The organism is Candidatus Poribacteria bacterium (genome assembly GCA_021295715.1).
Taxonomy (GTDB): Bacteria; Poribacteria; WGA-4E; order WGA-4E; family WGA-3G; genus WGA-3G.
In genome coordinates this window covers 14,790-40,485 of record JAGWBV010000022.1, presented here as the reverse complement: position 1 = coordinate 40,485, position 25,696 = coordinate 14,790, and the positions used below count along the sequence as shown (strand labels likewise).

Below are 25,696 nucleotides of genomic sequence, written 5' to 3'. Positions count from 1 at the left end.
TCCAAGGTGATGTGAACCTGAGATGAATCGCATTGCGCCGTTCTCAACGGCGGCATCGTCGATCGCGAGCCAGACGGTAACAGTCTTGGAAGGGGAGAGGGGCCAGTAACCGGCATCTTGATGCCAACCGACAGTTTTCGGATCGTGCGGCATTTTGCAGAAGTAGTGCGCGCCCCAACCGATAACATCCTCGCCGATCAAGTCTTTCACACAGGCGACGATCTTTGGGTGCGTGAGAAGGTCATAGACCTTTCCGTATTTCATGTGTGCGGAGATAATCGAGTAACTGCTTCCGCCTTCTGCCATGACGCTTGCTAACAGGGTATCAAAGTATTGACGGTGTTCACCGATTTCGTCTTCATCGAAAATCGGGATCCCTTTGACATTCTGGGTTAACACCTTTGGATGTTCGGTGACGCTTGGATAAAATTGGAGATCGCGCCCCATTTCGGCGAGTTGTTCCCATGTCGGCATAATTTTGTCAGTTTTATAGGTTACACCTTGATTCGACATTGTTGCTCCACCTCGCTTAAATTCTGATTGTATCTTACCATAAGTATAACGAAAATGGTATAATATATTGTTGTATTCACTGACGAGGTTAACCATACCGAGTCGGTATAGACATCATATTTATAGGACTCATAGAAACAGACTACATTTTGAAAGTGAGATTAATTAATGGCGCACGCCTATACCCCGGGTCTGAAGGTTACCGAGCGGATGACAATTCAGAAAGAACGCCGGCTTCCGCTTCAAGGCGAGGTTCTCGTTGAAGCCGGTACGACGGTTCAGGCAGAGGACGTCGTTGCGAAGGCAGATTTGCCGGGCAACGTCCAACTGCTGAATGTTGCCAACCTGCTCAGTGTCTCCGCAGAAGAAGTTATAGAATATATGCTCAAACCTGTCGGTGAAGCTATTGCCAAAGATGAGATTATTGCCACGACCAAAGGGTTGTTTGGGCTTTTCAAATCGCAGGCGCGTTCACCGATTGACGGCACAATCGAAGCCGTGTCCGATGTCACAGGACAGGTTATCCTCCGCGAACCACCGATTCCTGTGGAAGTCAAAGCCTACACAGATGGCACAGTAACGGAGATTGCTCCAAACGAGGGTGTCACAGTAGAGACTTACGGCACCTACATCCAAGGCATCTTCGGGGTTGGCGGCGAAACAGTCGGGAATTTGACTCTCGCTGTTTCTTCTCCGAGTGATGAGCTGACTGTCGGACAGATTCTGCCTGAGCATCAGGGGGATATTCTGGTCGGTGGTTCACTGGTCACGACTGAGGCAATCCAGGAAGCGGTTCAGCAGGGAGTGAAAGGCATTATTGCTGGAGGGATTGACGACGCGGATCTGCGGGAACTTCTCGGCTATGAACTCGGTGTTGCGATTACGGGGTCTGAGGAGATCGGGATTACGCTGGTTATCACGGAAGGGTTCGGAAGCATCGCGATGGCGGAGCAGACGTTTACACTTCTAAAAGCGCGGGAGGGCATGAAAACCTCTATCAACGGTGCAACGCAGATTCGTGCTGGGGTCGTCCGTCCGGAGATAGTGATTCCGTTGGTATCAGAGGGTGTAGAAACGGTGGAAGAGGGGAAGACTGAAAGCATGGAGGGCATTTTGGAGGTTGGCAGCTCGGTCCGCATCATTCGGGAGCCGTATTTCGGCAAATTAGGACGCGTCACGGAACTGCCAGTGGAACTTCAGAACTTGGAGACAGAGGCACAGGTGCGGGTGTTGCGTGTCGAACTCGAAGATGGTCACCAGATCACTTTACCCCGCGCGAACGTTGAAGCGATTGAAGGATAGTTATCAGATCGCGAGCGGTTCTCAACTGGACTGGTTTTCATACCACTTGACGTTGCCGGTGCTGAGACCGCTGGCGACGATGTCCAGTCTGCCGTTCCCGTTCATGTCCAGGACGTGCATCTGTCCGACACCTAAACCGCCATCGTCGATTGTCTCTTTGCTCCACCGATTTTGTGCCAGATCCTCTGGACGGTAGAGATGTAAACTCGTGCCTTCGCCGTTGTAGCCACAGATAATCTCAAGCACCCCATCATCATCAACGTCAACAGCGGCGAGGGAGTGCCCTCTGTTGAGTGTGTCGTCAATGAGAAAGCGGTGCCACGGATCGGTTCGTAGATCTCCAGTGGCTTTATACCAGACGAGATTGTTCCCGTGCCACGGCTCAATCGCTAAAATCTCGTTGATACCGTCGCCATCAATGTCAGCGGCGAATGTATCGCTACACTCGCGGTCGCTGATGACCCATTTACCCCAATCGTCTGTCATGGGTGCAACAGGCGGTTCATACCAGATTAATCCTTCCGAGCAACTAATCAGGACATCATCACGTCCATCTTGGTCAACGTCATTGATACTCAAACCGTGGTTGATGTGGAGGGAATCATCAAGGAGGTGGGATTGCCAAGAGGTAGCTTCACGCGGGGTATCCGACAATTCATAGCACCAGAGGGAACCGGGACTATGCCATTCGCCGGGCTTACCGTCCTCACCGCGAATCGATGCAACGATGAGAAAGGGACTCGATGTTGATGCGTTCTTGGAGAGGTTTGCGAGTGCGATACGGTGGATAAAAGGGACATCGGCGATGCGATAACTTTTCCAGTTCTGTCCGTCTTGTGCAGGTGCTTCAAGCCATTGGAGGTATCCACCTGCGGCGTTGACGCCGCGATTGAAGCCACTTCCGACAATGAGGTCAGGCGCGCCGTTACCGGTGAGATCGTAAGGCGCGATGGTGATGTGTCCGCTTCCCTGATCGGTGACGAGATGCCTTTGCCAATGGGGTGCCTCGTACCAAGCGATAATGGGTTCGCCTGTAGAGCCAGCGATGATGTCGAGTTGCCCGTCTCCGTTTATATCGGCGACTGCGAGCCCATAAACGCTATTGAAGGTGTTGTCCAGTTGATATCCTCTGAATTTCACGGTAACTAACCTCCTCGTATGATGGCACACGGTGTATTTTCTAAGGATTGCGGAAAAACCTGAGTATCCCAGGCTCTATCTCATACCCGACGCTCGACCAGAATGCAGTCGCCCACGGATACTTCTCTTCTACGAGTGCTGTGATGCGTTTCGCTCCCTGTTTTGTTAAACATTTCTCGCCTTCCTCAACTAAGGCTCGTCCAATGCCACGCCGTCGGTAGCCAGGATGAACTGCGATCCGATACATGTTCCCTCGCCACCCATCGAAAGTAGCGATTAAGGAACCCACAATACGTTGATCTGCTTCAGCAACGAGGACCGACGCGAGACTGTCTATTGCAGCTCGGATGTCTGTGATAGTATCTGTGATACTCGGAGATGTTCCAGCAGCCTGCCACAATATGAGAAGTGCCTCCGCTTCATCTGGAAGGCACTCTCGTATGAAGAAAGTATCTGTTCCGTTGGATAAATCCATCTGATCGGTGCCTTTGAAAACCGCACCTACTTTGGCTGGGGAAAGTCTCTTCTACTCGTCAAGCCAGCTCATCATGCTGCGCAGATTTTTGCCGACCTCCTCAATCTGCAATTCCTCTTCTTGTCGGCGAAGTGCACCGAGTACGGGTTGATTCGCTTCATTCTCCAAGACCCACTCACGTGCGAAGACACCACCTTGAACGTCCTTCAAGATTTGGCGCATCTTTTCCCGGACGCTATCATCAATAACCTGGGGACCGCGTGTCAGGTCGCCGTATTCGGCGGTGTTGCTGACATCGTTCCGCATCTTGCTCAATCCACCTGTGTAGATTAGGTCTACAATCAGTTTCAATTCGTGCAAACATTCAAAATAAGCCATCTCAGGCTGGTAACCCGCTTCAACGAGTGTATCAAAAGCGGCTTTGATGAGTGCGGCGGTTCCACCGCACAGGACAGCTTGCTCACCGAAGAGATCGGTTTCGGTTTCCTCACGGAACGTGGTTTCGATGACACCCGCACGTGTGCCGCCGATGCCTCTTGCATACGCGAGTGCGACATCGCGTGCGAGACCTGTGGTATCTTGATGTATAGCGATGAGACACGGCACGCCACCACCGCCTTCAAATACCTCGCGGACAAGGGATCCAGGTCCCTTTGGGGCAATCATTGCGACATCGATGTCACTGGCAGGTACAATCTGTCCAAAATGGACGCTGAACCCGTGTGAGACGAGGAGCATATTTCCCGATTCCATGTTCGGAGCAATCTGATCGCGATAGACGGCTGCATGTCGCTCATCAGGGATGAGAATCTGAACGATGTCTGCCATTGCGGCGGCTTCTTCAACGGTTTTGACGGTCAAGCCTTCGGCTTCCGCTCGCGCTTTTGAGCGGCTGCCTTCGTATAATCCGACGACAACGTTTGCTCCGCTGTCTTTGAGGTTTAGGGATTGCGCGCGTCCTTGCGCGCCATAACCAACTACAGCGACAGTGCGCTCTTTCAATAAATCAAAATTGGCATCACTATCGTAATAAATCGTTGCCATTTTTCTAATTTTCCTTGCGGTTCGTTTTGGAAGGTTTGCGTAGGACCGTTTCCTTCCGTATATCCGCCTGCGTGTATTTGCTTGGGTGTTTCTGCGTATTGTTGCAGGCTACAATTTGAGTTTAGGGGTTTGTTCTTAACCAGGAACCTGCGCGTAATGGAATGGAGCGCAGCCCATAGGTCCATAAATTAAAATTCGGAGCCACGGAGCATCGCTATTTTACCGGTGCGTGCTAACTCAAGGATACCGTATGTATTGAAAATATCAATCGCTGCTTTCAATTTACCCTCATCACCTGTAATTTCAAGGACAAGTGAAGCGGGTTTCATATCAATAACCCGACCCCGGAAAACTTCCGCGACTTGTAGAATCTCGGTGCGTTTTTGAGGATCATCGGTAGCAATCTTGATGAGGACAAGTTCTCGCTCAACATGGGTGTCGGTGGATAGGTCTGTTACCTCAATAACGTCAATAAGTCTGTTGAGATGATGGTAAATCTGTTCAATAATTTGGGCATCGCCGTGCGTGACAAGGGTTATCTGCGAAATGCTCCTGTCATGGGTCTCGGCGACATTGAGACTGTCGATGTTAAAGCCCCGCCCACTGAAGAGGCCTGCAACACGTGCGAGGACTCCAAATCGGTTTTCGACCAAAACGGAAAAAATATGTCGTTCTTCTGAATTCATTTTTTTATAGTTGTCAGTTGTCGGTTGTCAGTTGTCGGTTACAAGAGGGCATTGTTAAACGATCCTCTCTTGACTGAAAACTGAAAGGTTTTTCGGAGAAAAACCGCATTCTGCGCAAGCCTATAAAGGCTTTTGGGACAATGCGAAGCAAACTGACAACCATTCCTCTAAGATAACCCGCGGATAACATCTCCGAGTCCAGCTCCCGCTGGCACCATCGGGAACACATTCTCTTCTTCATCAACAATGAAGTCAATGACGACGGGACCATCGGTAATCCCTTGTGCTTTCTGGAGTGCCGGCACAACATCTTCGGTGTGTTCAACCCTTAAGCCTGTGGCACCGAATGCTTGTGCGAGTAAGGCGAAATCTGGATTATCGTGATAATCGACAGCGGAATAGCGTTTGCCGTGGAACAATTCCTGCCATTGGCGGACCATTCCCAAGTACATATTGTTGATAATGAAAATCTTGAGTGGCAGCTTCATGGTAACCGCAGGCACCAATTCTTGGATCGTCATGATATAGGAGCCATCGCCGTTGATGTTGACGACGGTTTTGTCCGGACATCCAAGTTGCGCACCGATTGCGGCGGGGAGACTGAAGCCCATCGTCCCGAGACCGCCGGAGTTGAGCCACTGCCGGGGTTCGGTGAATTTGAAGTATTGCGCTGCCCACATCTGGTGCTGTCCGACATCCGCCACAACAATCGAATCACTGAAATGTTCATAAATCTGCTCAATGACGTATTGCGGCATCACTTTATCGGCTTTTTGCTCGTATTCAAATGGGTACTTCTGCTTCCATTCCTGAATCTGATCGCGCCACGGGTCGATATCCGCTATGCCGACCTGTTTATTCAGTTCGGTCAGGACATTTTTTGCGTCACCAACGATAGGAACGTCTACTGGGACATTTTTCCCGATACACGACGCGTCGATATCAATGTGGATTTTCTTCGCGTTCGGTGCGAATTTAGTGAGATCCCCCGTAACGCGGTCATCGAACCTTGCACCGATAGCAATAACAAGGTCTGCATCAGTAAACGCGTAATTTGCGCAGCAAGATCCATGCATTCCGGGCATTTCCATCGCCAAAGGATGTGTTTCGGGGAATGCACCAAGCCCCATCAATGTAACAGTAATCGGGATCTGGGTTTTGAGCGTGAGTTGTCGCAGTTCTTCAGTGGCATTGGCGAGTACGACACCGCCACCGGCATACAGCATCGGGCGTTTTGCTTCCTTAATCAGTGCCGCTGCCTTAGCAATTTGCGCTGGATCGCCGTCAACTTGCGGTTTGTAACTGCGGATGTCCACCGTTTCTGGATATTGAAACAGTGCTTCATGCATCTGGGCATCTTTAGCGATGTCAATAACGACGGGACCAGGTTTCCCCGTCTTCGCGATGTGAAACGCCTCAGCGACGACATCTGCGACCTCGTCGCTATTTTTGATGAGATAACTATGCTTACAGACCGGACGCGTTACACCGATAATATCGCATTCTTGGAAGGCATCGCTGCCGATATAGTGGGTGAACACCTGTCCGGTGATCGCGACCATTGGAATCGAATCCATATAGGCGGTTGCGATACCGGTTACGAGATTCGTTGCGCCGGGACCAGAGGTTGCGAGTGCGACCCCGACGTCCCCAGTGACGCGTGCGTAGCCATCGGCGGCATGGGAAGCCCCTTGTTCATGCCGCATCGGAATCAATTTGATTTCAATCGGCATCGCCGCGCCACCGTTCACACCAAAAATATATTCGACACCTTCCCGTTTGAGACTGTCAACAAGGATTTGCGCTCCTGAAAGTTCCATGCCAATTTTCCTCATAAGTGATAGGGTCGAGGGGTGTGGACCCCGTTCCCTATAGGGTAGGGAATAGTTGAAATTAAAAAACCTTCTCGTTCCAATTTTGGAGACGAGAAGGACATTTACAGTGACCTTACCGTGGTACCACTCCAATTCTCTTTCTCATTTTCATTCAAGTTATCGGGCAGACAAAGCCCTGTTACAATGAGAAAAAGCACTCTTTGGGATGCGTTAACGGGCATCACACCGACCCATCCTACTGAAGTCCTACAGACTTGTTCAGATAAGCAGCTCGGGGGCGACCTTCAGCCGTGGGAACTTGAGGAGACCTTTCAGCCTATGAATCTCCTTCTCTCGCAAGCCCGGATGACTTACTCCTCCCCTTCAACGCTTTTTGAGGGTAATCTATTTAATATTTTAATTGTGCACGCTGCTTTGATAGAGCGTCGCGAACGTGCAAAAAAGAATCATATTTATACTTTAAGTATAACACATCTAAAGAGAAAAGTCAAGAAATTTAATTGTGCCCTGCAATTTCGCTTTGGGGAATAAATTGGTTAGAACTGCTCCTAAATGGATAGCAATCAACTGTGTGGGAGACATTTTAAATATTTCTTATAAGCAATTCGAGTTGTTTAACTTATTGACAAAACTATCATAATATGATAGTATATACATGCCTTAACAGAAAAAATTAATGAATTCTGGAGGATAAAATTAATGGCTCAAAAATACAAAGCCGTTTACTTTCCTGAGTATCCGGCGGAAACACCTAAGAAAAAATCGCTAACCTTAGCCTTTGGTAAGGAAACAGATGAAATTTATGAATGTATTAAAGGGCTTTCCAGTGCTGAACTGCGCCAATTATTAGGAGACGACTATCAAACTCTTGTAGCGAACGCTAAAGCCGACAATTTACCCTTAAATGCCTATTGTCTTCGTCAGTTGGAGCATTCCATAAATCTCATTCGGGAACCCGCTGTCCAACTTCAACTGCCAGGGATCGAGACAAAAACGGAACTATTTGATCCAGTGACTGTGACTTTTAAGCAAGGACGAAAAGAGCCCTTTGCCCGATGGTATCCGTACTTAGAGGGATACTCAACTCAATTTGTGGAAACTATACTGGAAAGATATGCCCCAGATGCCCAGACCATCCTTGATCCATTTGCGGGAACAGGAACAACCGCCTTTACTGCATCACAACTCAACAAAACTGCCTATTTCTGTGAAATAAATCCAGTTTTGCAGTTTATGAGTTTAACAAAAATACGAGTCAGGCAGTTAAAATTATCTCAACGTTTCGCATTGGCTGAAGCACTTGCCCAAGCCAAAGTTCCACTCAAAGAACTTGAAAAATATTCGCAAAATTATACCTTACACCAAGCCTACATACAAACCTTTGGTGATAGTTTATTTTTTGATGGTCCGGTTTATGATCAAGTTTTACGGATTCGCTCATGGATTGATGAAGTTGCTCTTGAAAATCCAATCTTAGCCGATCTGATCACAGTTGCAACCCTATCAGCACTTGTTCCCGCATCTCGGATGAAGCGATCAGGTGATTTGAGATACAAAACGGCGAGAGAACTTGAGCGGCAAACAATGCCACTCATTGAAGGGTTGTGCCAAAACATCAATCAGATGGTTCAAGATATTCAAAACGATGTTGACGGTCTGAAAACTGAACCACTACTTGTATGTGAAAACGCTCGCTCGTTAGATACTATATCGTCTCTTGGCATTGATACCGTAATAACAAGCCCGCCTTATGTCAACGGAACAAACTATTTTCGCAACACAAAGATAGAATTATGGTTTTTGCGTTGCTTAAAAGAAAAGGAAGACTTAACAAGATTTCGTGCGGTATCCTTGACTGCAGGCATCAATGACGTAACCGTCTCTAAAACCCCTACCCAATTGCACCCGGATGTTCAAAAAACTGTCTCTCAACTCGAACAAAATGCTTACGACTCCCGCATTCCTCGCATGATTGCCAGTTATTTTAGCGAGATAACGGGGATATTCCGAGGCATTTGTCGTCACTTAACTCCTGATGCAACAGTCGCAATTGATATCGGAGATTCCTGTTACGCGGGTATTCATGTTCCGGTAGACGAATTATTGTCAGTATGCCTGCAAGAACTCGGTCTTGTTCCAACAGATTCTGTAACACTTAGAAAACGTAAATCCAGACGTGGAATGTTACTCAAACAATCACTGCTTGTTTTCAAGCACGCCTCCAAGCAGGAAGGAAAAACTTCCAAAAGACAAACCGTGGGGTGGCGTGCTGAATGGGATATATTCAAACAAAATCTACCTCATCAGAAAACCCCCTTTATAAAAAGAAACTGGGGACATGTCCGACACTCATTATGTTCCTATCCAGGCAAGTTAAAACCTGCCATCGCATATCATTTGGTACAAACATTTGTTCCAGAAGATGGACGAGTTTTAGATCCATTCGCGGGTGTTGGCACAATCCCTTTTGAGGCAACACTATCCGGCAAACAAGCCTACGGTTTTGAAATAAGCCCCGCTGCCTTTACCATCGCGAGTGCGAAAGTTCAACAACCCATGGAACACGGATGCACAACAGTCATTGAAGCAGTAGAGGCTTTTATCAACCGCCACTCAGTTACAGGCACTGAGATCACCGAAGCGAATCATCTGGGGTTCAACGGGAAAATAGCCGAATATTATGAGTCCTACACGTTGAGAGAAGTTCTTTTGGCGCGACGGTACTTTCAAATGCATCCGCCAGAAACCCCTGAAGAGCAATTTGTGTTTGCTTCATTGCTCCATATTTTACACGGCAATCGTCCATACGCCTTGAGTCGTCGTTCGCATCCGCTTACCCCCTACAAACCCACTGGTCCTTATGAATATCGTCCATTAATCAGTCAACTATGTGCAAAAGTTCAGCGAGGTCTGGCTGGGGATTTGCCTATGAATTTTAAACCGGGAAAGATATTTTTTCAAGATGCAACAAGTTGGTGGCCTAGAGAGGTAGATCGACTGGATGCAATTATCACATCTCCACCTTTCTTTGATAGTACCCGATTCTACTCTGCAAATTGGTTGCGGTTATGGTTTTCAGGTTGGACTGCTCGCGATTTCAAAACACGACCATCAGTTTTTATTGATGAAAAACAAAAAAGTAGTTTTGATGTATATATCCCAATTCTTCGTCAAGCAAAAGAACGACTTAAATCTAATGGTGTAGTTGTTTTGCATCTGGGCAAAAGTGTTAAGTGTGATATGGCGGATCATTTACAGAAACTTGGTAAATGGTGGTTTCGATCAGTGGATCTTTTCGATGAAAGCGTTGCTCACTGTGAATCCCATGGTATCCGGGACAAAGGAACCGTTACGTCTCATCAGTATCTTGTTCTGTATTAACATCTGTTTTTTGATGAATTACTCGCTGATATTCCTGATTCGCTTGACGGATCCAAGCAGACGAGATGGTTGTCGAATGCTGAAAAAAATCGAAATTTTCGTACTCCAAAATTCGGTTGCGTAACTTGATAATTTCTTCCATATAGACGGCATATTTTGTCAAGAGTTGATCGACCTGCTCAGATGTCTTCAGGCGTTCAATTGCTTCAGGATTATAATGTGGTTGACCAGCGAGTGTGTCGTACTGAATACCTGTCAGGACAGCGAGAGCCCGTAACTCATCATCTGAGTAATAGGATGAAGGCCACTTCCCCGATTTTTCGCTGTTATGTTCTCGGCATAGCAATGTTGCGTTTTCGGTGGTCAGGGGCCACAAAAAAACGGCGGGAAGTGTATGATCAAGCGGACGTTCTTTAGCATCATCAGCTCTTCGGAGATCCTTTTGGCATTTGAAACAACGATAGTTAAAACGTTTATAGATTTCTTCCCTCTTAATTTTCGTGCTTTCAGAGAGATTCAGATACATCCGTCGCTTTTGCGAGGCTTCGCGGTGTTGATCTGTTAAACGAGTTTTATTTTTAATCGAATTGTAAACTGCTTTGCATAGTCTGCACTCACCTTGACGACCCGATTTCCGGGCACTATGTTTGTCAAATAAATCAAGTGGTTTAATTGTATTACAGACGATGCAATACTTATATTCCTGTGCTTCCTCAATGTAGTCATCGTGCAGAATAGTAAACGTGCCTTCCTCAATAATAGAATTGTCTCTCTGATCTTCCAATTTGTACGCATAGAATTGAGTTTCATCGCCTGATAGCATAACCATTCCACAACTCGGACAAGCAATTTCAAAGTCAGCACCAATTTCATCTTTGCGAATGAAAATAAATTCCAAGCACTCGCTATTCAAACATTGGAAGCCTTTAAAAACCACATCTCCCATTCCGCGAACATGTTCTGCGCGAATTTGATTCGTTTTAACAACCTTTGTGTACGGTTTACGTCTCGGCATTTTACCCTCACGATTCTATCGTTCCACAATGTTGAATGTCCAACACTATTTCATGTTAATGGTCCTGTCGTCTTGATGCCTCATTAGCATAAAAATAATCTAAAGAGCAGTTTTTCGTGATAAGTCGAAAACTCTGAGTCTCTAATGATTTCATTGGGAGTTACATTTCGCGTGGTAAGGAGTAAGCAAAATATAGTGGAGTGTGTTTGGGACTTTAGGGAGTAGAGGGTAGGTTTGAAAAGTGCTTCGCTCCTACCCCTACCAACATTTAAAACGTGTTCGGAAAGTTAGGCGTTCGCTATATAAAGTTCGTTGACTCGATTCCAGTTAATAACATTTGTCCACGCCTCAACGTAAGCTGGACGTAAATTCTGATATTTCAGATAGTACGCATGTTCCCAGACATCGATTCCCAGAAGCGGGGTATGTCCCTGCATAATCGGACTGTCCTGATTCGCCGTGGAGTAGATTTCCAAGCCATTGTCGCCGAGGACGAGCCATGCCCAACCGGAACCAAACCGTGTGGTTGCAGCAGTAACAAATTGCTCTTTTGCCGCTTCAAGTGATCCGAAGGTAGAGGTTATCGCAGCTGCGATTTCTCCGCCGGGGTCACCACCGTTAGGACTCATGATGGACCAGAAAAGCGAATGATTGGCGTGTCCACCGCCGTTGTTGATGACGGCTTGGCGTTTGTCTTCCGGCACCTGATCGAGGTTACTGAGCAACTCGTGAATATCCATATCAGCGACAGCACCGAGTCCCTCTAAGGCAGCGTTGAGATTCGTAACATAACCTTGGTGATGTTTACCGTGATGGATTTCCATCGTTTGTTTATCAATATGGGGTTCCAAAGCATCATGCGCGTAAGGCAATGCTGGTAATGTATGTGCCATTTTTAAAAATAGCCTCCTAATTTATTTTTTCACTTGCGCTTGCGAGTCTGCGCGCCAAGGGGCGTGCAAGCAGTGTACTTTAAAAATCAAAAAGAGTATAACAGATTTGGTAGAAGTGTGCAAGTTTTTTCTGAAAGGTTTTTTAATGATACCTTGCGGATCGGTGAGATGGGTGTTTTCGTTTGAAGGGTGGAAACGAAAAGCGGAATGTTAGTCATCCGACTGAGGTGTTTCAGAGATTACCCCGACACGGCAGACACGCTTATAACGACAGTAATTGCAGGGTTCTGTCTTATTTTTCGGAGTGATTGGTGTATCGCCTTCTTCTTCAGAATCTACGAAGGTCTCAACGCGCGTGATGAGCGGGAAGGTGCCTTTAGATATACTGTCAACGTACTGTTGAACATAGCCACTGACGCGCTCAAGCCGGTCATCGAAGGTTTCATCCGCTAACAGCTGACCACTTTTATTCACTGATTTCCAGTCCGTACCATTGTAAGCATTGTAGGCAATTCCATTCTCTGATTCCGTTCCGATACCGAGTTCAACTTTACATTGATCCAATCTGATTTTATGATAGAGACCTGCTGCTGGCTCTAATTCTGCTCCACCGTACATTTCCAACAATTTCTTCGCCGTTTGTAGGTAGATGGGGAGTTGAAGGCTCCGTCCGCTAACGATCTCCGGCATTCTGACGGTGGAGCTTCCAGTTTTATAGTCAATAATATTAAATGTGCCATTACCTATATCAATGCGGTCTATTACGCCGTTCATCAGCACGTCTCCGATAGGGATCGGATCATCACAACTGAGTTCCGAATCTCTGGGTCTACTTTCTCGCTTACCTTTTTCTCCAAAATTAACTTCAAAGTAGCGTGGTAAGACAGATAAATCGTATGTTCGTTCGGCTTCGAGCCATTTACGCAGCGCAACGCGAAGTTTCTCTATGTCAATCCTCCAAAAGAGGTTGTTCTCGACAATAGGCTTCTCTTTTCGCTCGTTGCGCTGTTCTGTAGCTTTATGATTCAGCAGTTCATTTAACTGCGCTTCTGCGTCTCTAAAGGTTACCTCTCCACATTGTCCAATAGGCGGTCTTTTTTGGTTGCGACGGTTATTGTAAAATTCAAAGATGACATCATGGAGTAATGATCCTTTTTCAAGACCGGATAATTCATTTTCTGTTTCGTCTTCTTGAATTCTGAATTTCAAAACTGTGTTGACAAAATACTGAAATGGGCACTTGGCATAAGTTTCCAATTCTGTGACGGAATAGATCCGCTGCCGCTGATTTTCCAAATGCTTCTGGTTTATAGGAGAAAGCGTTTTAGCCGTTAAAATTCCTTCATAAGCCAGATGATCATGCGTCTTTTCTCGACTTTTTTCAACCTGAACGACATGGTTTATGAGGGGACGCATCTCTGCGATTTCAGCAGGAAATTCTTTAGTGGAGGGCGTAGGTGTTGTCCATACGTGGTCACCATACCCACTGAGGAAGCCGGGTACACTACCTCGCGAAGGATTTGAAACCTTCATTTCTTCAACAGTGGCGATTGCCTTTAATTGATCAAGAAAGGGAGAGGGAATTAAATTCGCTTCTCCTTCACGTTTGGGAGTAAGAAGATAAAGTCGTTCCCGAAAAGACTTGAGGACTCGATAGAATGTGAATCGGTTGTCTTGTAACTGTTCATCTTCGTTTCGATAAGGATTTTCTGGGAGCAGCGGATCTGGACGGTAATTTTCTGGGAACCTACCCTCTACAAAATCTCCCAAAAAGACGGTATCAAACTCCAGACTTCTGAGTTCATTATTATATGCTAAATTTGTGAGTTCACTCAGTGGGAAAATCTTAACGGTTTCTTCACTTGCCGATGCACTATTTTGATAATGCGTATGCTTCGCGATATATTTGAGTTTATTAATATAATCTTCAAGTTTATATGACTTATTTTTTTCAGATTTTAACATATCACAAAGCCCATTAACTATTTTTATGAACTGCTGAAATGCCTGTACCTCACCTTCGACAATTTTTCTGTTTTTCAGTAGCATTGGGTTTAAAATTTTTGAAATAGTTTCCGCAGATTTGAAAAAATTGTCAATATGATTCTTAAAATCGTCAGGATGATAATTTACCAAAAATAGTTCAGGCTTAACATCAGAAAAATATGTGTTGCCGAGAGGAACTTGCCGCGGCGTAAGAAAAGAAAAGATTTCTTTGACAACTTCTGATTTCGTCAATGGAATACTTTCAACGAGTGAATATGGGATGCCATAAGTGGGGAAAACTTCTGCAATGCGTTTTTCGTAATTACCTATATTGTAGAACACAATACAGGTTTCACTCAGTTTACAGTCAGCGTTTAAGATATGTTGCTGAATGAGATGAGCGATCTGCTCTACCTCTTCGGATCGATCCGTTGGTTCTAAAACCTTAATCTTATCTGTTAGATTCGTTTTGTGATCCGGGACAGCATTCGTTCTGAATAGATTCTCAGCGAAATGTTGATGTTGATCGGAGTCCCGTTCATAGTTGGTATCAATGTGAGCATTTGTATCTTTAAATTGTGATACGAGGTCAATAATATTTTTATAAAGAGCTTTATTGTCTTCAACACAATCCGTGCGAAACCACATCTCAAAATCAGATATTTCGGCAATGTGTTTCAGGAGTTTAATATCAGCTTTTGAAATTAAAGTAAAACCTTCAACAATAACAAGGTTAACGCTGGGAAATGTGCGTTTGATGAACTGTTCTTTGAGATTGTTTGCCAGGTAGTGGTGTTTTCCCTTCTCATCTATCCATTGTTTTCCAAGTCTCGCCTCATAATCGCTATAAATACGAGCAAGTTCTACCTGGGTTGGGTCGTCTTCTACAAAGTTGGGTTCAGCCTCTCCTTGATCTCTAAGGTGATTTATTGTATCCAAGATAAGGGAGAGTGTACTATCGGGGATGGTAGTATTTTGAATTGGACGAAAGGTGTTATATTGGTAGGTATCAATATTGTTAGTGCTTGGGTCTACTATTTCGTGAAGCCAAAGGTGTTGGATCCCTGATAGGATATGTTGTTTTGGTGATTGTGTTTGACTGTATAACCTTTGAATGAAATCTTTGCTGGTATACACGGGCAAATTAGAAACTGCCCGGTTTGGATGATAGCCGACCAATTCGCGCTGACGTTTTAAACGCGCGGAATCGGTCGGTACAATGATGATGAAGGAATTTGCTTCATCGTTCTGAATGCGGGTTTTAAGAATATGTTCTATATCCTGCATCTGTTTACATCGGGGTGTTTTACTTGGTGTTTTCCCCAAAAACCTCCTGCTGTTGTGACGATTACCTGACCTGTGTACCGAGCGGCATTTCTGTTTCAAGGGTTGCCAAAACGACAGCCTCACCGCTCCCGGCGAGAACCATACCGTGCGATTCAATACCACGAATTGTCGCGGGTTCTAAATTCGCGACAATTATTACCTGTTTACCTACCAAGGCATCAGGTTTATAGTGTTCGGCAATTCCAGCGACCAATTGTCGTTTTTCAGTACCGAGATCTACCTGCAATTTGAGGAGTCGATCAGCCCCTTCGATCGGTTCGGCACTGAGGATACGCGCCACCCGCAGATCCAATTTTTGGAAATCAGCAAAAGAAACAAGGCTTGACGTTTCTTTTGCCTTTTTCTGTTTGGGTTGCGCTGCTTCTTTTGGCTGCGGTTGTTTCTGTTTTTTTACATCGACACGAGGGAAGATAGGTTCCCCTCTGCTGACTGTCAATCCTACAGGTAAACGTCCCCACTCTGCGATGGTATCAAATTCCACTAAACCGATCTGTTTCTGAATCTTCTCAGCCGTGTCCGGGACAAAAGGCGAAATCAGGACAGAAATGAACCGCAGTGCTTCTAAACTATTGTAGAGGATCGTGCCCATTCTCGGTTTCGTCTCAGGTTTTGCGAGTGTCCAGACCTGCGTCTGTTGAACATACCGATTGATGCGTCTGACAAATTCCCAGATAGTTTCCAATGCTGCGTCAAACGCGAACACGCTTATGTGCTCGTCTAATTTCTCGACTGTCGTTTGCGCCATCGCTGTGATTTCATCATCAAATTCACCGGGGGTTGTGGGTCCGGGAATCTCATCAAAGTTCTTATTCACTAAACCGAGAACACGATTGAGCAGGTTACCGAGATCATTCGCGAGATCTGCGTTGTAGCGTGCGTGCAAACGAGCGGGACGATAATCGCCATCGTTTCCGAAACTAAACTCGCGCAGAAGGTAATAACGGAACGCATCCAACCCGTAGGTTTCGATGTCCGTGTCCAGATCAACGAAAATACCTCGCGTTTTACTCAACGCCTCACCGTCTTTCGTCAAAAAACCGTGTGCGATGATTTGCTTCGGAAGTGGCAGGTCTACAGCCATCAACATTGCGGGCCAGATTAGCGCATGGAAACGGGTGATGTCCTTCCCCATCATGTGGACATCAGCGGGCCAGAAAGTGCGATACTGCTCGCTATCGGTTTCATAACCGAGTGCTGTCATATAATTCATCAATGCTTCAATCCAGACGTAGACGATATGCTCAGGATCGAACGGCAAAGAAATTCCCCACGAGACGGAGGAACGAGAGATGCTTATATCTTCCAATCCAGAGTTAAGGACGCTCAGGAGCTCATTGCGCCGAGCTGCGGGGTAGACAAAGTCTGGATTCTCATGGAAATGCGCGAGTAAACGATCTTGATACTTGGAGAGTCGAAAGAAATAGTTATCTTCTTCGAGCCACTCCAAGGACAATTTATGAATTGGACAGATCTTTTCGTCTGTCAACTCTTTTTCAGGAAAAAACCGTTCGCAGGGGAGGCAATAGTATCCTTCATAAGTCCCTTTGTAGACATCCCCACTATCGTAGAGGGCGGTGAGGAATTTCTCCGCGCCGCGCTTGTGCATATCGCTGGTCGTACGCATGAAAATGTCGTGCGAGATATTTAACCGTTTCCAAAATTTGATAAATGTAGGTGCTATTTTATCGCAATAATCTTGCGGCGTAAGTCCTGCCTTTTCAGCAGCTTTATGTATCTTTGCGCCGTGCTCATCAACACCGGTCAAAAAGAACACCTCATTGCCTTTGAGTCGGTGATAGCGTGCCAAAGTATCTGCGACAATGGTGCTATAACCGTGTCCTGCATGCGGTTCATCATTGACGTAGTAGATGGGTGTGGTGACATAAAATGCGCGCATTGTATTTCCTTTTCGAGGCTCTCAGTTAGGGTTCATTAGTTAATTTTTAAAAATTATACCACGAGAAAACCTACCTGTCAATTTGTCTTTCTCCGTTATTCTTTACGAGATTCAAACGTCATACATTGGTGAGGCGCTAATAGTGTCTGAATATTGGCAACGGAATTGAAAACTTAACGCTGGGTTACCTAATTGTCGGTGATCTAAGGGGCGATGGATCACACGCATACAAACTTGTTCCTTTAAGATGTTTTGAGTAATTTTAAACACATTACCTCTAAAGCTAAAGTAGCGTTTGTATTTGTGTTTTCAAGAAGGGATTTGGTTTCAAAAATGGTTTGGATGGCTTGTTGTATACGCAAGCGAGAATAATAGGGGACAATCGCTCGGAGTTCCTCAACGGAATAAATGTGTGTTATCAATTCCCTGGGCGCGCCTTGTTGTAAAAAGAGGAGGTCTCTATACCATGTGACTAACTCACCTAAAGTTTCAGGTTTATTTTTAAAATCTTCGGCAAGTCTGAAAGCGGCTAATCGATCCGTCTCTCTGAGGATTTCCGGCACTTTTTCTGTGAGTGAATCGCCATTTTCAAGCTGCGTGAGTGCTTTTCCAATGGATCCTCCCGATGCGATTGCGAGTGCTGTTGCTTGCTTTGGGACTACAGAGAACCTCTCCACTAAAATTTCTGCTAATTCTTGTGTCGGCATCGGGTGGAACTGGAGAATTTGGCATCGGGAACGTGTTGTTGGAAGGAGTGCTTGGATATTTGACGTGAGTAAAATTAAAACGGATGACGCGGGCGGTTCTTCCAGCGTCTTGAGTAGGCAGTTTTCAGCCTCTGGATTCATCCGATCCACGTCTGTCAAAATGTAGATTTTCCGACTTGCTTCGAGTGGCTCGTAGATAACTTGTCTTTGCAACTCTCGAATCTGTCCTATTTTCAGCAGGCTACCCTCAGGACGAATGAACTGTAGATCAGGATGGTTTCCCGAATCTGCCTTTCGACAGGCGAGACATGTACCACACACCATCGGAGGTTGTGCTTCTTGTTGACAGAAGATTAATTGCGCAAAATAATGGGCGACTGTCTCCTTTCCGACTCCCGCTGGTCCAACGAAAAGATATGCCCCGGCAATACGTCCGGATGCGACGGTGTGCTGGAGTTGCTCAATAATCTGCTGATGCCCAATAATCGGATTCTGCACTTTTTCCTCCGAGACGAGAGAAACCATTGTGACTTAAACCCATGTGTAGTCTTGATATTCGGCTAAGACCTCAGCGTGAATAACATCTGGCGACTGTGTCGCGTCTATCAGTTTGATGCGATGTGGGTTCGCCTTCGCGACGGATAGGTATCCTGTGCGAACCTTTCGGTGAGATTCCAACGATTCTTTGTCCAGACGGTCGCGAACGATCGCTGCGTGTTGTTGGCGTGATACCCCTATCTCTGGAGGTAGGTCGAGGATAAAGGTGATATCAGGGGTTAAGCCGCCAGTCGCAATACGATTTAATTGGTGAATAAACGAAAGATCAATGCCGCCGCGATAGCCTTGATACGCCACAGTGGCATCAATAAACCGATCACAGATGACAGTCCGGTTTGCGTCTAACGCTGGACGTATCCGTTCGTCTACGTGCTGGGCGCGTGCGGCAGCAATGAGAAGCAGTTCTGTCATCGGGGTTATGTTGTCTGATGCCAGAAAGATGTCGCGTATCCGTTCAGAAATATGTGTGCCGCCAGGTTCACGGGTGTGTACAACGTCCGGTCCCAGCGCGGTTGCCAAACGTTCTGATTGCGTCGTCTTTCCTGCTCCTTCTATGCCTTCAAATGTAATAAAAATTCCGCGTTTTAATTTTTCCTTGCGGAGGAATGACGAGGGTTTCATGTTTGAGGTGCCTTCTTAAATCCGCCTTTCGCTTCGTTACAGGCTACGATTAGACAAGAATCTGCGCGTTTTTAATTTTCCTTGCGGAGAAACGACGTTAGAGAAAAAGTACCCACATCGGGCTTTCCCCGACTGTATAGTTGCCAATCGGTGCCAATGCTCCGATTTCTCGATTGATGCGGTAGGTAGCGAGTTTACCTGACCCCTGGCCACCGACAAAGAGAAGGGAGCCGGTTGCGTCAATGTTGAAAACGCGCGGCGTCGGTTCGGTTAACCGATGCCCGACAACACTGAGTTTACCGCTCTCTTCGTCGATTGCGAATGCTGCGATGCTGTCATGCCCTCGATTGGAAACATAAAGAAATGTCCCCTGTGGATCGATGTGAATCTGAGCACAGGTATTATCCGCATCGAAATCTGCGGGGAGTGTAGACAGATCTTCCTGTAAATCCACCAAGATTCCTGGGTGTTCTCCTCCTTCTTGAAGCGTGTATGCGGAGACACTCGATCCTTGTTCATTTGAGGCATAGAGGATCGGTTTGTTTGGATGAAAACAGAAATGCCGGGGTCCAATCGGAGCACCCGGATTGAGATTCCCAACGGGGTTTTGTGTGAGGCCCCCTGTTTCCTCATCGAATTGGAACTGATAGATAGCGTTTCGAGGCACAGTATGCGGTACAAAGGCAAATCGGTTTGAAGCGTCCGTTTCGATGCAGTGTGCGTGTATATCGGTCTCAACGGTCTGAAGCGGCTCACCTTGGACGGTTTTATCGTCGCCGATAGTATGCACAGTAACCTTGCCAGCACCGTAATAGGCGGAAAGCAAAAAACTCCCGGTTTTGTCGGTTGCAATATAACACGTATCTGCGTTCAACTGGACTGTCCGCAAAAGTGAAAGGTGTTTGGTCTTTTCGTCAATGCGGAAACTTGCGATTTCCCGACTGGATCGCAGTCCAGCATAGAGATAGTTACCACACGGTGAGAGTGCTAACGGACCGGGGGAACCGCTGACTCCGATGTTTTCCTGAAGTTCAATGTCGCCGCTGGAAACATCCAATGTGTAAATGGCGATTCTATTTTCTCCTGCTATGGAGAGATAGACATGCGTTTGCATATTTTTAATTTTCCTTGCGGAGAAACGAAGTGCGTCTAAACTATCAACTGCGTTTCTCAAGGGTCGCCTGCGCCGTTGTTGCAGGCTTGCGGTTGTGTTTACGCGAAAACCTGCTGCGCGTAAGCATAGCGGAGCGCAGTCAAGTGCCCATAAATTAAAAACTGAAAATACCAGCGGCACCCATGCCCCCACCGATGCACATTGTTACCAGGCCGTATCGGTGATTTTGCCGCCGCATTTCGTTAATCAAACTTACGGTGAGCTTGGCACCTGTGCAACCGAGTGGATGTCCCAAGGCGACTGCGCCCCCATTGACGTTTACCTTTTCGGGTGGCAATTGTGCTTCTTGGATTACGGTGAGGGCTTGCACGGCGAATGCTTCATTTAACTCTATGACATCTATATCGGCTAAAGTTAACCCGGCAGTCGCGAGTGCCTTCGGAATCGCAGGAACAGGTCCGATTCCCATGATTTCGGGCGAGACGCCTGCTGTAGCATAACTGACGAAACGGGCTAAGGGATTGTAACCCTCGGTTTCCGCTCGCGCCTCGGACATCAAAACAACGGCAGCAGCACCATCACTCATTTGGGAGGCATTGCCGGCTGTCACAGTGCCATCTGCATGAAAAACAGGTTTCAGAGATGCCAATGCTTCTGGCGACGTATCTCGGCGGGGTCCTTCATCCGTATCAAACACAGAACAGGTAGTTGCGGACGTATTTTCTGAATTGAAATGCGTTTCTTCTATTGTCAGCGGCACGATTTCTTCTGTGAATTTACCCGCATCAATCGCTGCGACCGCCTTGCGATGACTCTGGTATGCATAAGCGTCTTGTGTGTTGCGAGATATATTATACTTTCGCGCCAGGTTTTCAGCGGTCAATCCCATGCTGAGGTAGGCATCGGGGGCGTGTTCTATGAGCGTAGGGTTCGGTGATAGATTGACCCCAAACGGCACCTGACTCATACTTTCTACTCCACCAGCAACCACTACTTCGGCACGCCCGGATAGAATCTGCTCCGCACCCATTGCTATCGTCTCTAAACCAGAGGCACAGAATCGATTGATTGTCAGAGCGGGGACGGTAACAGGAAACCCTGCGCGTAAACTGGCGATACGGGCGACGTTGTAACCCTGTGGTCCCTCATGTGTGGCACATCCGATGATGACATCGTCTACGGCATCCAGATCAAGGCGTGGAAGTTTCTCAACCGCTCCGCGGAGAGTAGCCGCAGCGAGTTCATCTGGACGTGTGTTCTTGAGTGTCCCTCTCCCTGCTCTGCCTACGGCTGTCCGTGCTGCAGATACGATAACCACATCTGGTGTCGTTGCCATTACTTTTTACCTCTCTGGAGCGTTGCTTCTATTCTCGCGTGGGTTTCCGCCGCTCCACAAAGACTGAGGAATACTTCATGCTCCAAGTCGAGCAGGTATTGTTCGGTGACGAATTGTGGCGTTGAAAGTTTACCACCACAGAGGACGTAAGCCAATTGATTGGCAAGCTGCTGGGTATAGTCGTCGATAGTTCCGGCTTCGCGAAGGAGATGTGTTTGTAGGTCGAGCCGAGCGATTCCTTCTTCACCGAGCACAAGTATCTGCTGTGGTTCCGGTGGACGATAATCTGCTTTGTGCAGTGAGAGCACAAGTCGTTTGGCATCCTCGAAATGCGCCTCTGGATCTAATGAAACCGGATCAGTGCGTTGAAGGTAACCGAGTTCCACTGCATCCGTCGCGTTTTGTGAAACCTTTGATTCACGAAGCGTATCAAAAGCCTTATTCACATAGGGAAAGAGCGTCTGAATCGGTGCAGTCGGAGACTGTCCTTTGAGACATCGAAATGCCATCTCTTTAGTGCCACCACCCCCCGGAATGAGTCCCACGCGGAGTTCAACGAGACCGATGGAACTTTCAGTAAAAGCTTGTACTGCATCAGCACCGAATGCGAGTTCGCAACCCCCACCGAGTGCCATACCGGCTGTTGCTGCGACGACCGGCTTTGATGCTGTCCGAAGCCGTGTGCAAACGGTTTGTAGGTTCCGGAGCGTTGTCGAAATAGCATCCCAATCTTTGTTTTTCGCACGCTCCAACAGGAGAATAAGGTTGAGTCCCACCGAAAAATTCTTCGCTTCTGTGGCGACAATCATACCTGTCCAATTGGTTTCTACCTCATCCAACGCGGCATCAAACATCTCCAGCATTCCGTCCCCGATGATGTTCAACTTGCTATGGAGCTCAAGCCGGACGATGCCATTGCCGATGTCTATCAGACTCGTATCTGCATTGGAGATGATAGGTTTAGGGGCTGTCATTTTTTCAGGTGGACCTCTCAATAATTTACCTTAGAGGAGTTCCCAAACTGCCTGCCAACTGAAGGCTACGCATCGAAATGGTAGACAATTTCGTCGAATTGGTCTGCTGCGAAGGTGAATAGGAAAACCAAATTCTCGGTGCGTGTACAACGGAGCGAATGTTTCGCATTAGTGGGTATAAAGACGGATGCCCCGGGACTGAGTGATGCCTCTTGATCGCCTACTGTTATATACCCGTAACCGCTGATGACGTAGTATGTCTCCGCTGGGGCATGGTGATGAAGCGGGAGAAGGGTACCTGGTGTCATTTCTGCTATTCCGGTAGAGAGTTGACTGCTGGGTCCGCGTTCACCCGATATGAGAATTTTCCAACGCACTGGACTCTTGGCAGCGAGGTCTGGGTCGTTCCAAGTTTCCCAGTCAAGTTCTGCTTGATGGAGGATGATGGGTTTCTGTTTACTCATGAGACACATTCTAACAAATCAGTGGAGATTTTACAACATTTTTTCAAGTTAAATGGACATGGAGTCAGGTTCTATAAAAAGGAAAAGGACAGGCACAGAGACCTGCCCTTATGAATAGGAGTAAACTGACTTCTATCCCGTGACGGCACCTTCAGAAGCGGAAGATACTGAATTGGCATACTTTGCCATGACGCCGCGAGCATAGCGCGGCTCAGGGGGTGTCCATTGCTCAAAGCGCTCTTGGATTTCAGCGTCGGAGAGATTAACGTCGAGGCATCGTTCTTTGGCGTCAATCACGATTTCATCTCCCTCTTGGAGGATAGCGATGGGACCCCCTTTCGCGGCTTCGGGGGCGACATGGCAGATCATGAAACCGTGTGTCGCGCCAGAGAATCTACCGTCGGTTAGAAGAGCGACATCTTCACTTAAGCCAGCACCAACGATGGCTGCCGTTACGCCTAACATTTCACGCATACCGGGACCGCCGGTGGGTCCTTCATAACGGATAACGACGACATCCCCGGGTTGGATCTGTCCGCCTTTGATAGCGGCAAAGGTATCCTCTTCACGATTAAAAATACGGGCGGGACCCCGATGGAGCGTTTTATCCTGACCTGCCAACTTAATAACGCACCCATCTGGTGCAAGATTACCTCTCAAGATGGCAAAACCGCCAGTTGGCTTGAGCGGGGTATTGACGGGTCTGACGACTTGCTGTCCTTCAGTTTCGGTGGCTGCGCCTGCCTCTTCGCCAATGGATTTCCCCGTGACAGTGAGTTCATCAGTGTGGAGCAAACCTGCTTCTGCCAAGCGTTTTGCCAAGAATGGAATGCCGCCAGCCTCATAAAGATCGGTTGCGACAAACTGACCACCGGGCTTCAGGTCAGCCAATACGGGTGTTTTTTGACTAATGGTGTGAAAATCCTCAAGCGTCAACGGAATCTGTGCCTCGTGCGCGATAGCGAGTAGATGGAGAACCCCATTGGTAGAACCACCGGTCGCGGCGACTGAGGTGATCGCATTCTCAAGTGACTTGCGGGTGATAATCTGACTCGGTCTCCGGTCAGCAGCGAGCATGTCCATAACGAGTTGTCCGGCTCTGTATGCTTCTTGGTCTTTGTCGTCTACGACAGCTGGAACGCTCCCACTTCCCATCGGAGCAATGCCTAACATTTCAACGGCTGTTGCCATGGTGTTGGCAGTAAATTGGCCGCCGCATGCCCCGGGACCTGGACACCCTTTACTAATCAAGTCATCGAGTTCTTCGACAGTTATTGTACCCTCCGCATGCTGTCCGACCGCTTCAAACACATCTTGGATGGTGACATCTCGTCCCTGAAATTTGCCCGGCATGATCGACCCGCCGTAGAGCGTGAGCGATGGAATATCTAACCGTGCAAGTGCCATGACAGTACCCGGGACGGTCTTATCGCATCCACACAGGGCAACGACAGCATCGAACATGTTACCGATGGAAACCAACTCGATCGAGTCGGCAATGATTTCCCGGCTGATAAGCGAAGTTTTCATGCCCTCGGTGCCCATCGTGATGCCGTCAGAGATACTGACGGTATTGAATTCAAGTGGTGTTCCACCTGCAGCGCGTATCCCCTCTTTAACCTTAGCGGCAAGCCGTCTCAGGTGAAAGTTACAAGGACCTATTTCGATCCAAGTATTCGCAACCCCGATAATCGGTTTGTCAAGATCGTCAGGTGATAATCCACCATCACCGAACATGAGCATGGTGCGTGCGGCGGCGCGATCGGGTCCGTCGGTAATCGCATAACTTCGGGGTTTCAACTTATTGGACATTTTTTTCTGTTCTCCTACAAAAGGTAAATTGGCTTCCCTACAACACCGGAATTTAGAAATCGCAACTACATTGCAAATTCATAGATAAGTTCTCTCTCTGGCGCATCTTTGAGTCGTAAAATAATGGTGCCTGCTTTCTGTCGGTAAGCCTCCTGATATAGTGTTTTGATTGGGGTAAGATCGAAGCGATAATCTTCAGTTGGCCGCGCTTCACAGGTATCTCTGTTAGCATTGTGAATAATATAAGCCCTAAGTTGTACAGGAAAAGATTCAAGAAACGAATCCGAGGCAACAAGAGTGAATTGATGATTTTTACACCCTCCGCTGTAGGATACATTAATGGTCAGCATATCGCCCGTTATCGTAGCATCATTGAAAGCAAAACTATCGTTTGCAAACTTATCGTCCACATCACCGATGATTAAATCCCCCATATAGGGTTCTTCTACGCCAACACCATCAACAGAAGACAATGACGTAACATTTTTCTTAAGATCCTGTTGACATCCTATTGCAAAGAGGATCAGTAGACTCAAGCCGAATCCTATAAAGTTTTTTAGCAATTGCATATTATGAACATCCAACAGAAATTGCGA

At 47.1% G+C, this 25,696-nt stretch carries 20 protein-coding genes and 1 other annotated feature; of the genes, 2 read left to right on the top strand and 18 right to left on the bottom strand.

Features of this window, described 5'->3' with window-relative positions; all coding sequences use genetic code 11:
* On the bottom strand, window positions 1-513 hold a 513-nt coding region (locus tag J4G07_07860), incomplete at its 3' end, for a phytanoyl-CoA dioxygenase family protein (GenBank protein MCE2413902.1).
* 168 nt (window positions 514-681) lie between these two features.
* Between J4G07_07860 and J4G07_07855 the strand changes: the two genes are divergently transcribed.
* Window positions 682-1,815, top strand: a complete 1,134-nt coding sequence (locus J4G07_07855; protein ID MCE2413901.1) for a hypothetical protein — start codon at window positions 682-684, stop codon at window positions 1,813-1,815.
* A 21-nt stretch (window positions 1,816-1,836) separates the two neighbouring features.
* On the opposite strand, the gene J4G07_07850 is transcribed toward J4G07_07855, so the two are convergent.
* The 5 genes from J4G07_07850 to ilvB all read right to left on the bottom strand — a co-directional run bounded on the left by J4G07_07850 (window position 1,837) and on the right by ilvB (window position 6,980).
* Complete coding sequence (locus J4G07_07850; protein MCE2413900.1) at window positions 1,837-2,955, bottom strand: VCBS repeat-containing protein; 1,119 nt, start codon at window positions 2,953-2,955, stop codon at window positions 1,837-1,839.
* Between the two features lie 40 nt (window positions 2,956-2,995).
* Entirely contained in the window at window positions 2,996-3,430 is a 435-nt protein-coding gene (locus J4G07_07845; protein ID MCE2413899.1) for a GNAT family N-acetyltransferase, read from the bottom strand.
* A gap of 51 nt (window positions 3,431-3,481) precedes the next feature.
* Window positions 3,482-4,474: a ketol-acid reductoisomerase gene (gene ilvC, locus J4G07_07840; protein MCE2413898.1), complete on the bottom strand. Its 993-nt coding sequence runs from the start codon at window positions 4,472-4,474 to the stop codon at window positions 3,482-3,484.
* Window positions 4,475-4,662: 188 nt separating this feature from the next.
* Window positions 4,663-5,160: an acetolactate synthase small subunit gene (gene ilvN, locus J4G07_07835; GenBank protein MCE2413897.1), complete on the bottom strand. Its 498-nt coding sequence runs from the start codon at window positions 5,158-5,160 to the stop codon at window positions 4,663-4,665.
* Between the two features lie 167 nt (window positions 5,161-5,327).
* Window positions 5,328-6,980, bottom strand: coding sequence for a biosynthetic-type acetolactate synthase large subunit (gene ilvB / locus J4G07_07830; GenBank protein MCE2413896.1), 1,653 nt, complete (start codon window positions 6,978-6,980; stop codon window positions 5,328-5,330).
* A gap of 96 nt (window positions 6,981-7,076) precedes the next feature.
* Window positions 7,077-7,371 (bottom strand) — a binding site (T-box leader).
* 323 nt (window positions 7,372-7,694) lie between these two features.
* On the opposite strand from ilvB, the gene J4G07_07825 reads away from it, so the two are divergent.
* The gene (locus J4G07_07825; GenBank protein ID MCE2413895.1) at window positions 7,695-10,376 is read left to right on the top strand and encodes a hypothetical protein; all 2,682 of its coding nucleotides are present in this window, start codon (window positions 7,695-7,697) and stop codon (window positions 10,374-10,376) included.
* On the opposite strand, the gene J4G07_07820 is transcribed toward J4G07_07825, so the two are convergent.
* From J4G07_07820 to J4G07_07765, 12 genes are all read right to left on the bottom strand, one after another.
* Window positions 10,345-11,391: a hypothetical protein gene (locus tag J4G07_07820; protein ID MCE2413894.1), complete on the bottom strand. Its 1,047-nt coding sequence runs from the start codon at window positions 11,389-11,391 to the stop codon at window positions 10,345-10,347. The two genes, J4G07_07825 and J4G07_07820, sit on opposite strands and share 32 nt — an antisense overlap.
* A gap of 287 nt (window positions 11,392-11,678) precedes the next feature.
* The gene (locus J4G07_07815; protein MCE2413893.1) at window positions 11,679-12,284 is read right to left on the bottom strand and encodes a superoxide dismutase; all 606 of its coding nucleotides are present in this window, start codon (window positions 12,282-12,284) and stop codon (window positions 11,679-11,681) included.
* 210 nt (window positions 12,285-12,494) lie between these two features.
* Complete coding sequence (locus J4G07_07810; protein MCE2413892.1) at window positions 12,495-15,557, bottom strand: PD-(D/E)XK nuclease family protein; 3,063 nt, start codon at window positions 15,555-15,557, stop codon at window positions 12,495-12,497.
* Between the two features lie 61 nt (window positions 15,558-15,618).
* Window positions 15,619-17,514, bottom strand: a complete 1,896-nt coding sequence (gene metG / locus J4G07_07805; protein ID MCE2413891.1) for a methionine--tRNA ligase — start codon at window positions 17,512-17,514, stop codon at window positions 15,619-15,621.
* 242 nt (window positions 17,515-17,756) lie between these two features.
* Window positions 17,757-18,719, bottom strand: a complete 963-nt coding sequence (gene holB, locus J4G07_07800) for a DNA polymerase III subunit delta' (protein ID MCE2413890.1) — start codon at window positions 18,717-18,719, stop codon at window positions 17,757-17,759.
* A 33-nt stretch (window positions 18,720-18,752) separates the two neighbouring features.
* Complete coding sequence (locus tag J4G07_07795; GenBank protein ID MCE2413889.1) at window positions 18,753-19,400, bottom strand: dTMP kinase; 648 nt, start codon at window positions 19,398-19,400, stop codon at window positions 18,753-18,755.
* A gap of 97 nt (window positions 19,401-19,497) precedes the next feature.
* Window positions 19,498-20,514, bottom strand: coding sequence for a lactonase family protein (locus J4G07_07790; protein ID MCE2413888.1), 1,017 nt, complete (start codon window positions 20,512-20,514; stop codon window positions 19,498-19,500).
* A 154-nt stretch (window positions 20,515-20,668) separates the two neighbouring features.
* Window positions 20,669-21,850: a thiolase family protein gene (locus J4G07_07785; GenBank protein MCE2413887.1), complete on the bottom strand. Its 1,182-nt coding sequence runs from the start codon at window positions 21,848-21,850 to the stop codon at window positions 20,669-20,671.
* Complete coding sequence (locus J4G07_07780; protein ID MCE2413886.1) at window positions 21,850-22,824, bottom strand: enoyl-CoA hydratase/isomerase family protein; 975 nt, start codon at window positions 22,822-22,824, stop codon at window positions 21,850-21,852. The genes J4G07_07785 and J4G07_07780 overlap by 1 nt, the downstream gene beginning before the upstream one ends.
* Window positions 22,825-22,889: 65 nt before the next feature.
* Window positions 22,890-23,288, bottom strand: a complete 399-nt coding sequence (locus tag J4G07_07775) for a cupin domain-containing protein (protein MCE2413885.1) — start codon at window positions 23,286-23,288, stop codon at window positions 22,890-22,892.
* A 132-nt stretch (window positions 23,289-23,420) separates the two neighbouring features.
* Window positions 23,421-25,100, bottom strand: a complete 1,680-nt coding sequence (ilvD, locus tag J4G07_07770) for a dihydroxy-acid dehydratase (protein ID MCE2413884.1) — start codon at window positions 25,098-25,100, stop codon at window positions 23,421-23,423.
* A gap of 65 nt (window positions 25,101-25,165) precedes the next feature.
* The gene (locus tag J4G07_07765; GenBank protein MCE2413883.1) at window positions 25,166-25,669 is read right to left on the bottom strand and encodes a hypothetical protein; all 504 of its coding nucleotides are present in this window, start codon (window positions 25,667-25,669) and stop codon (window positions 25,166-25,168) included.
* Window positions 25,670-25,696 lie beyond the last annotated feature (27 nt).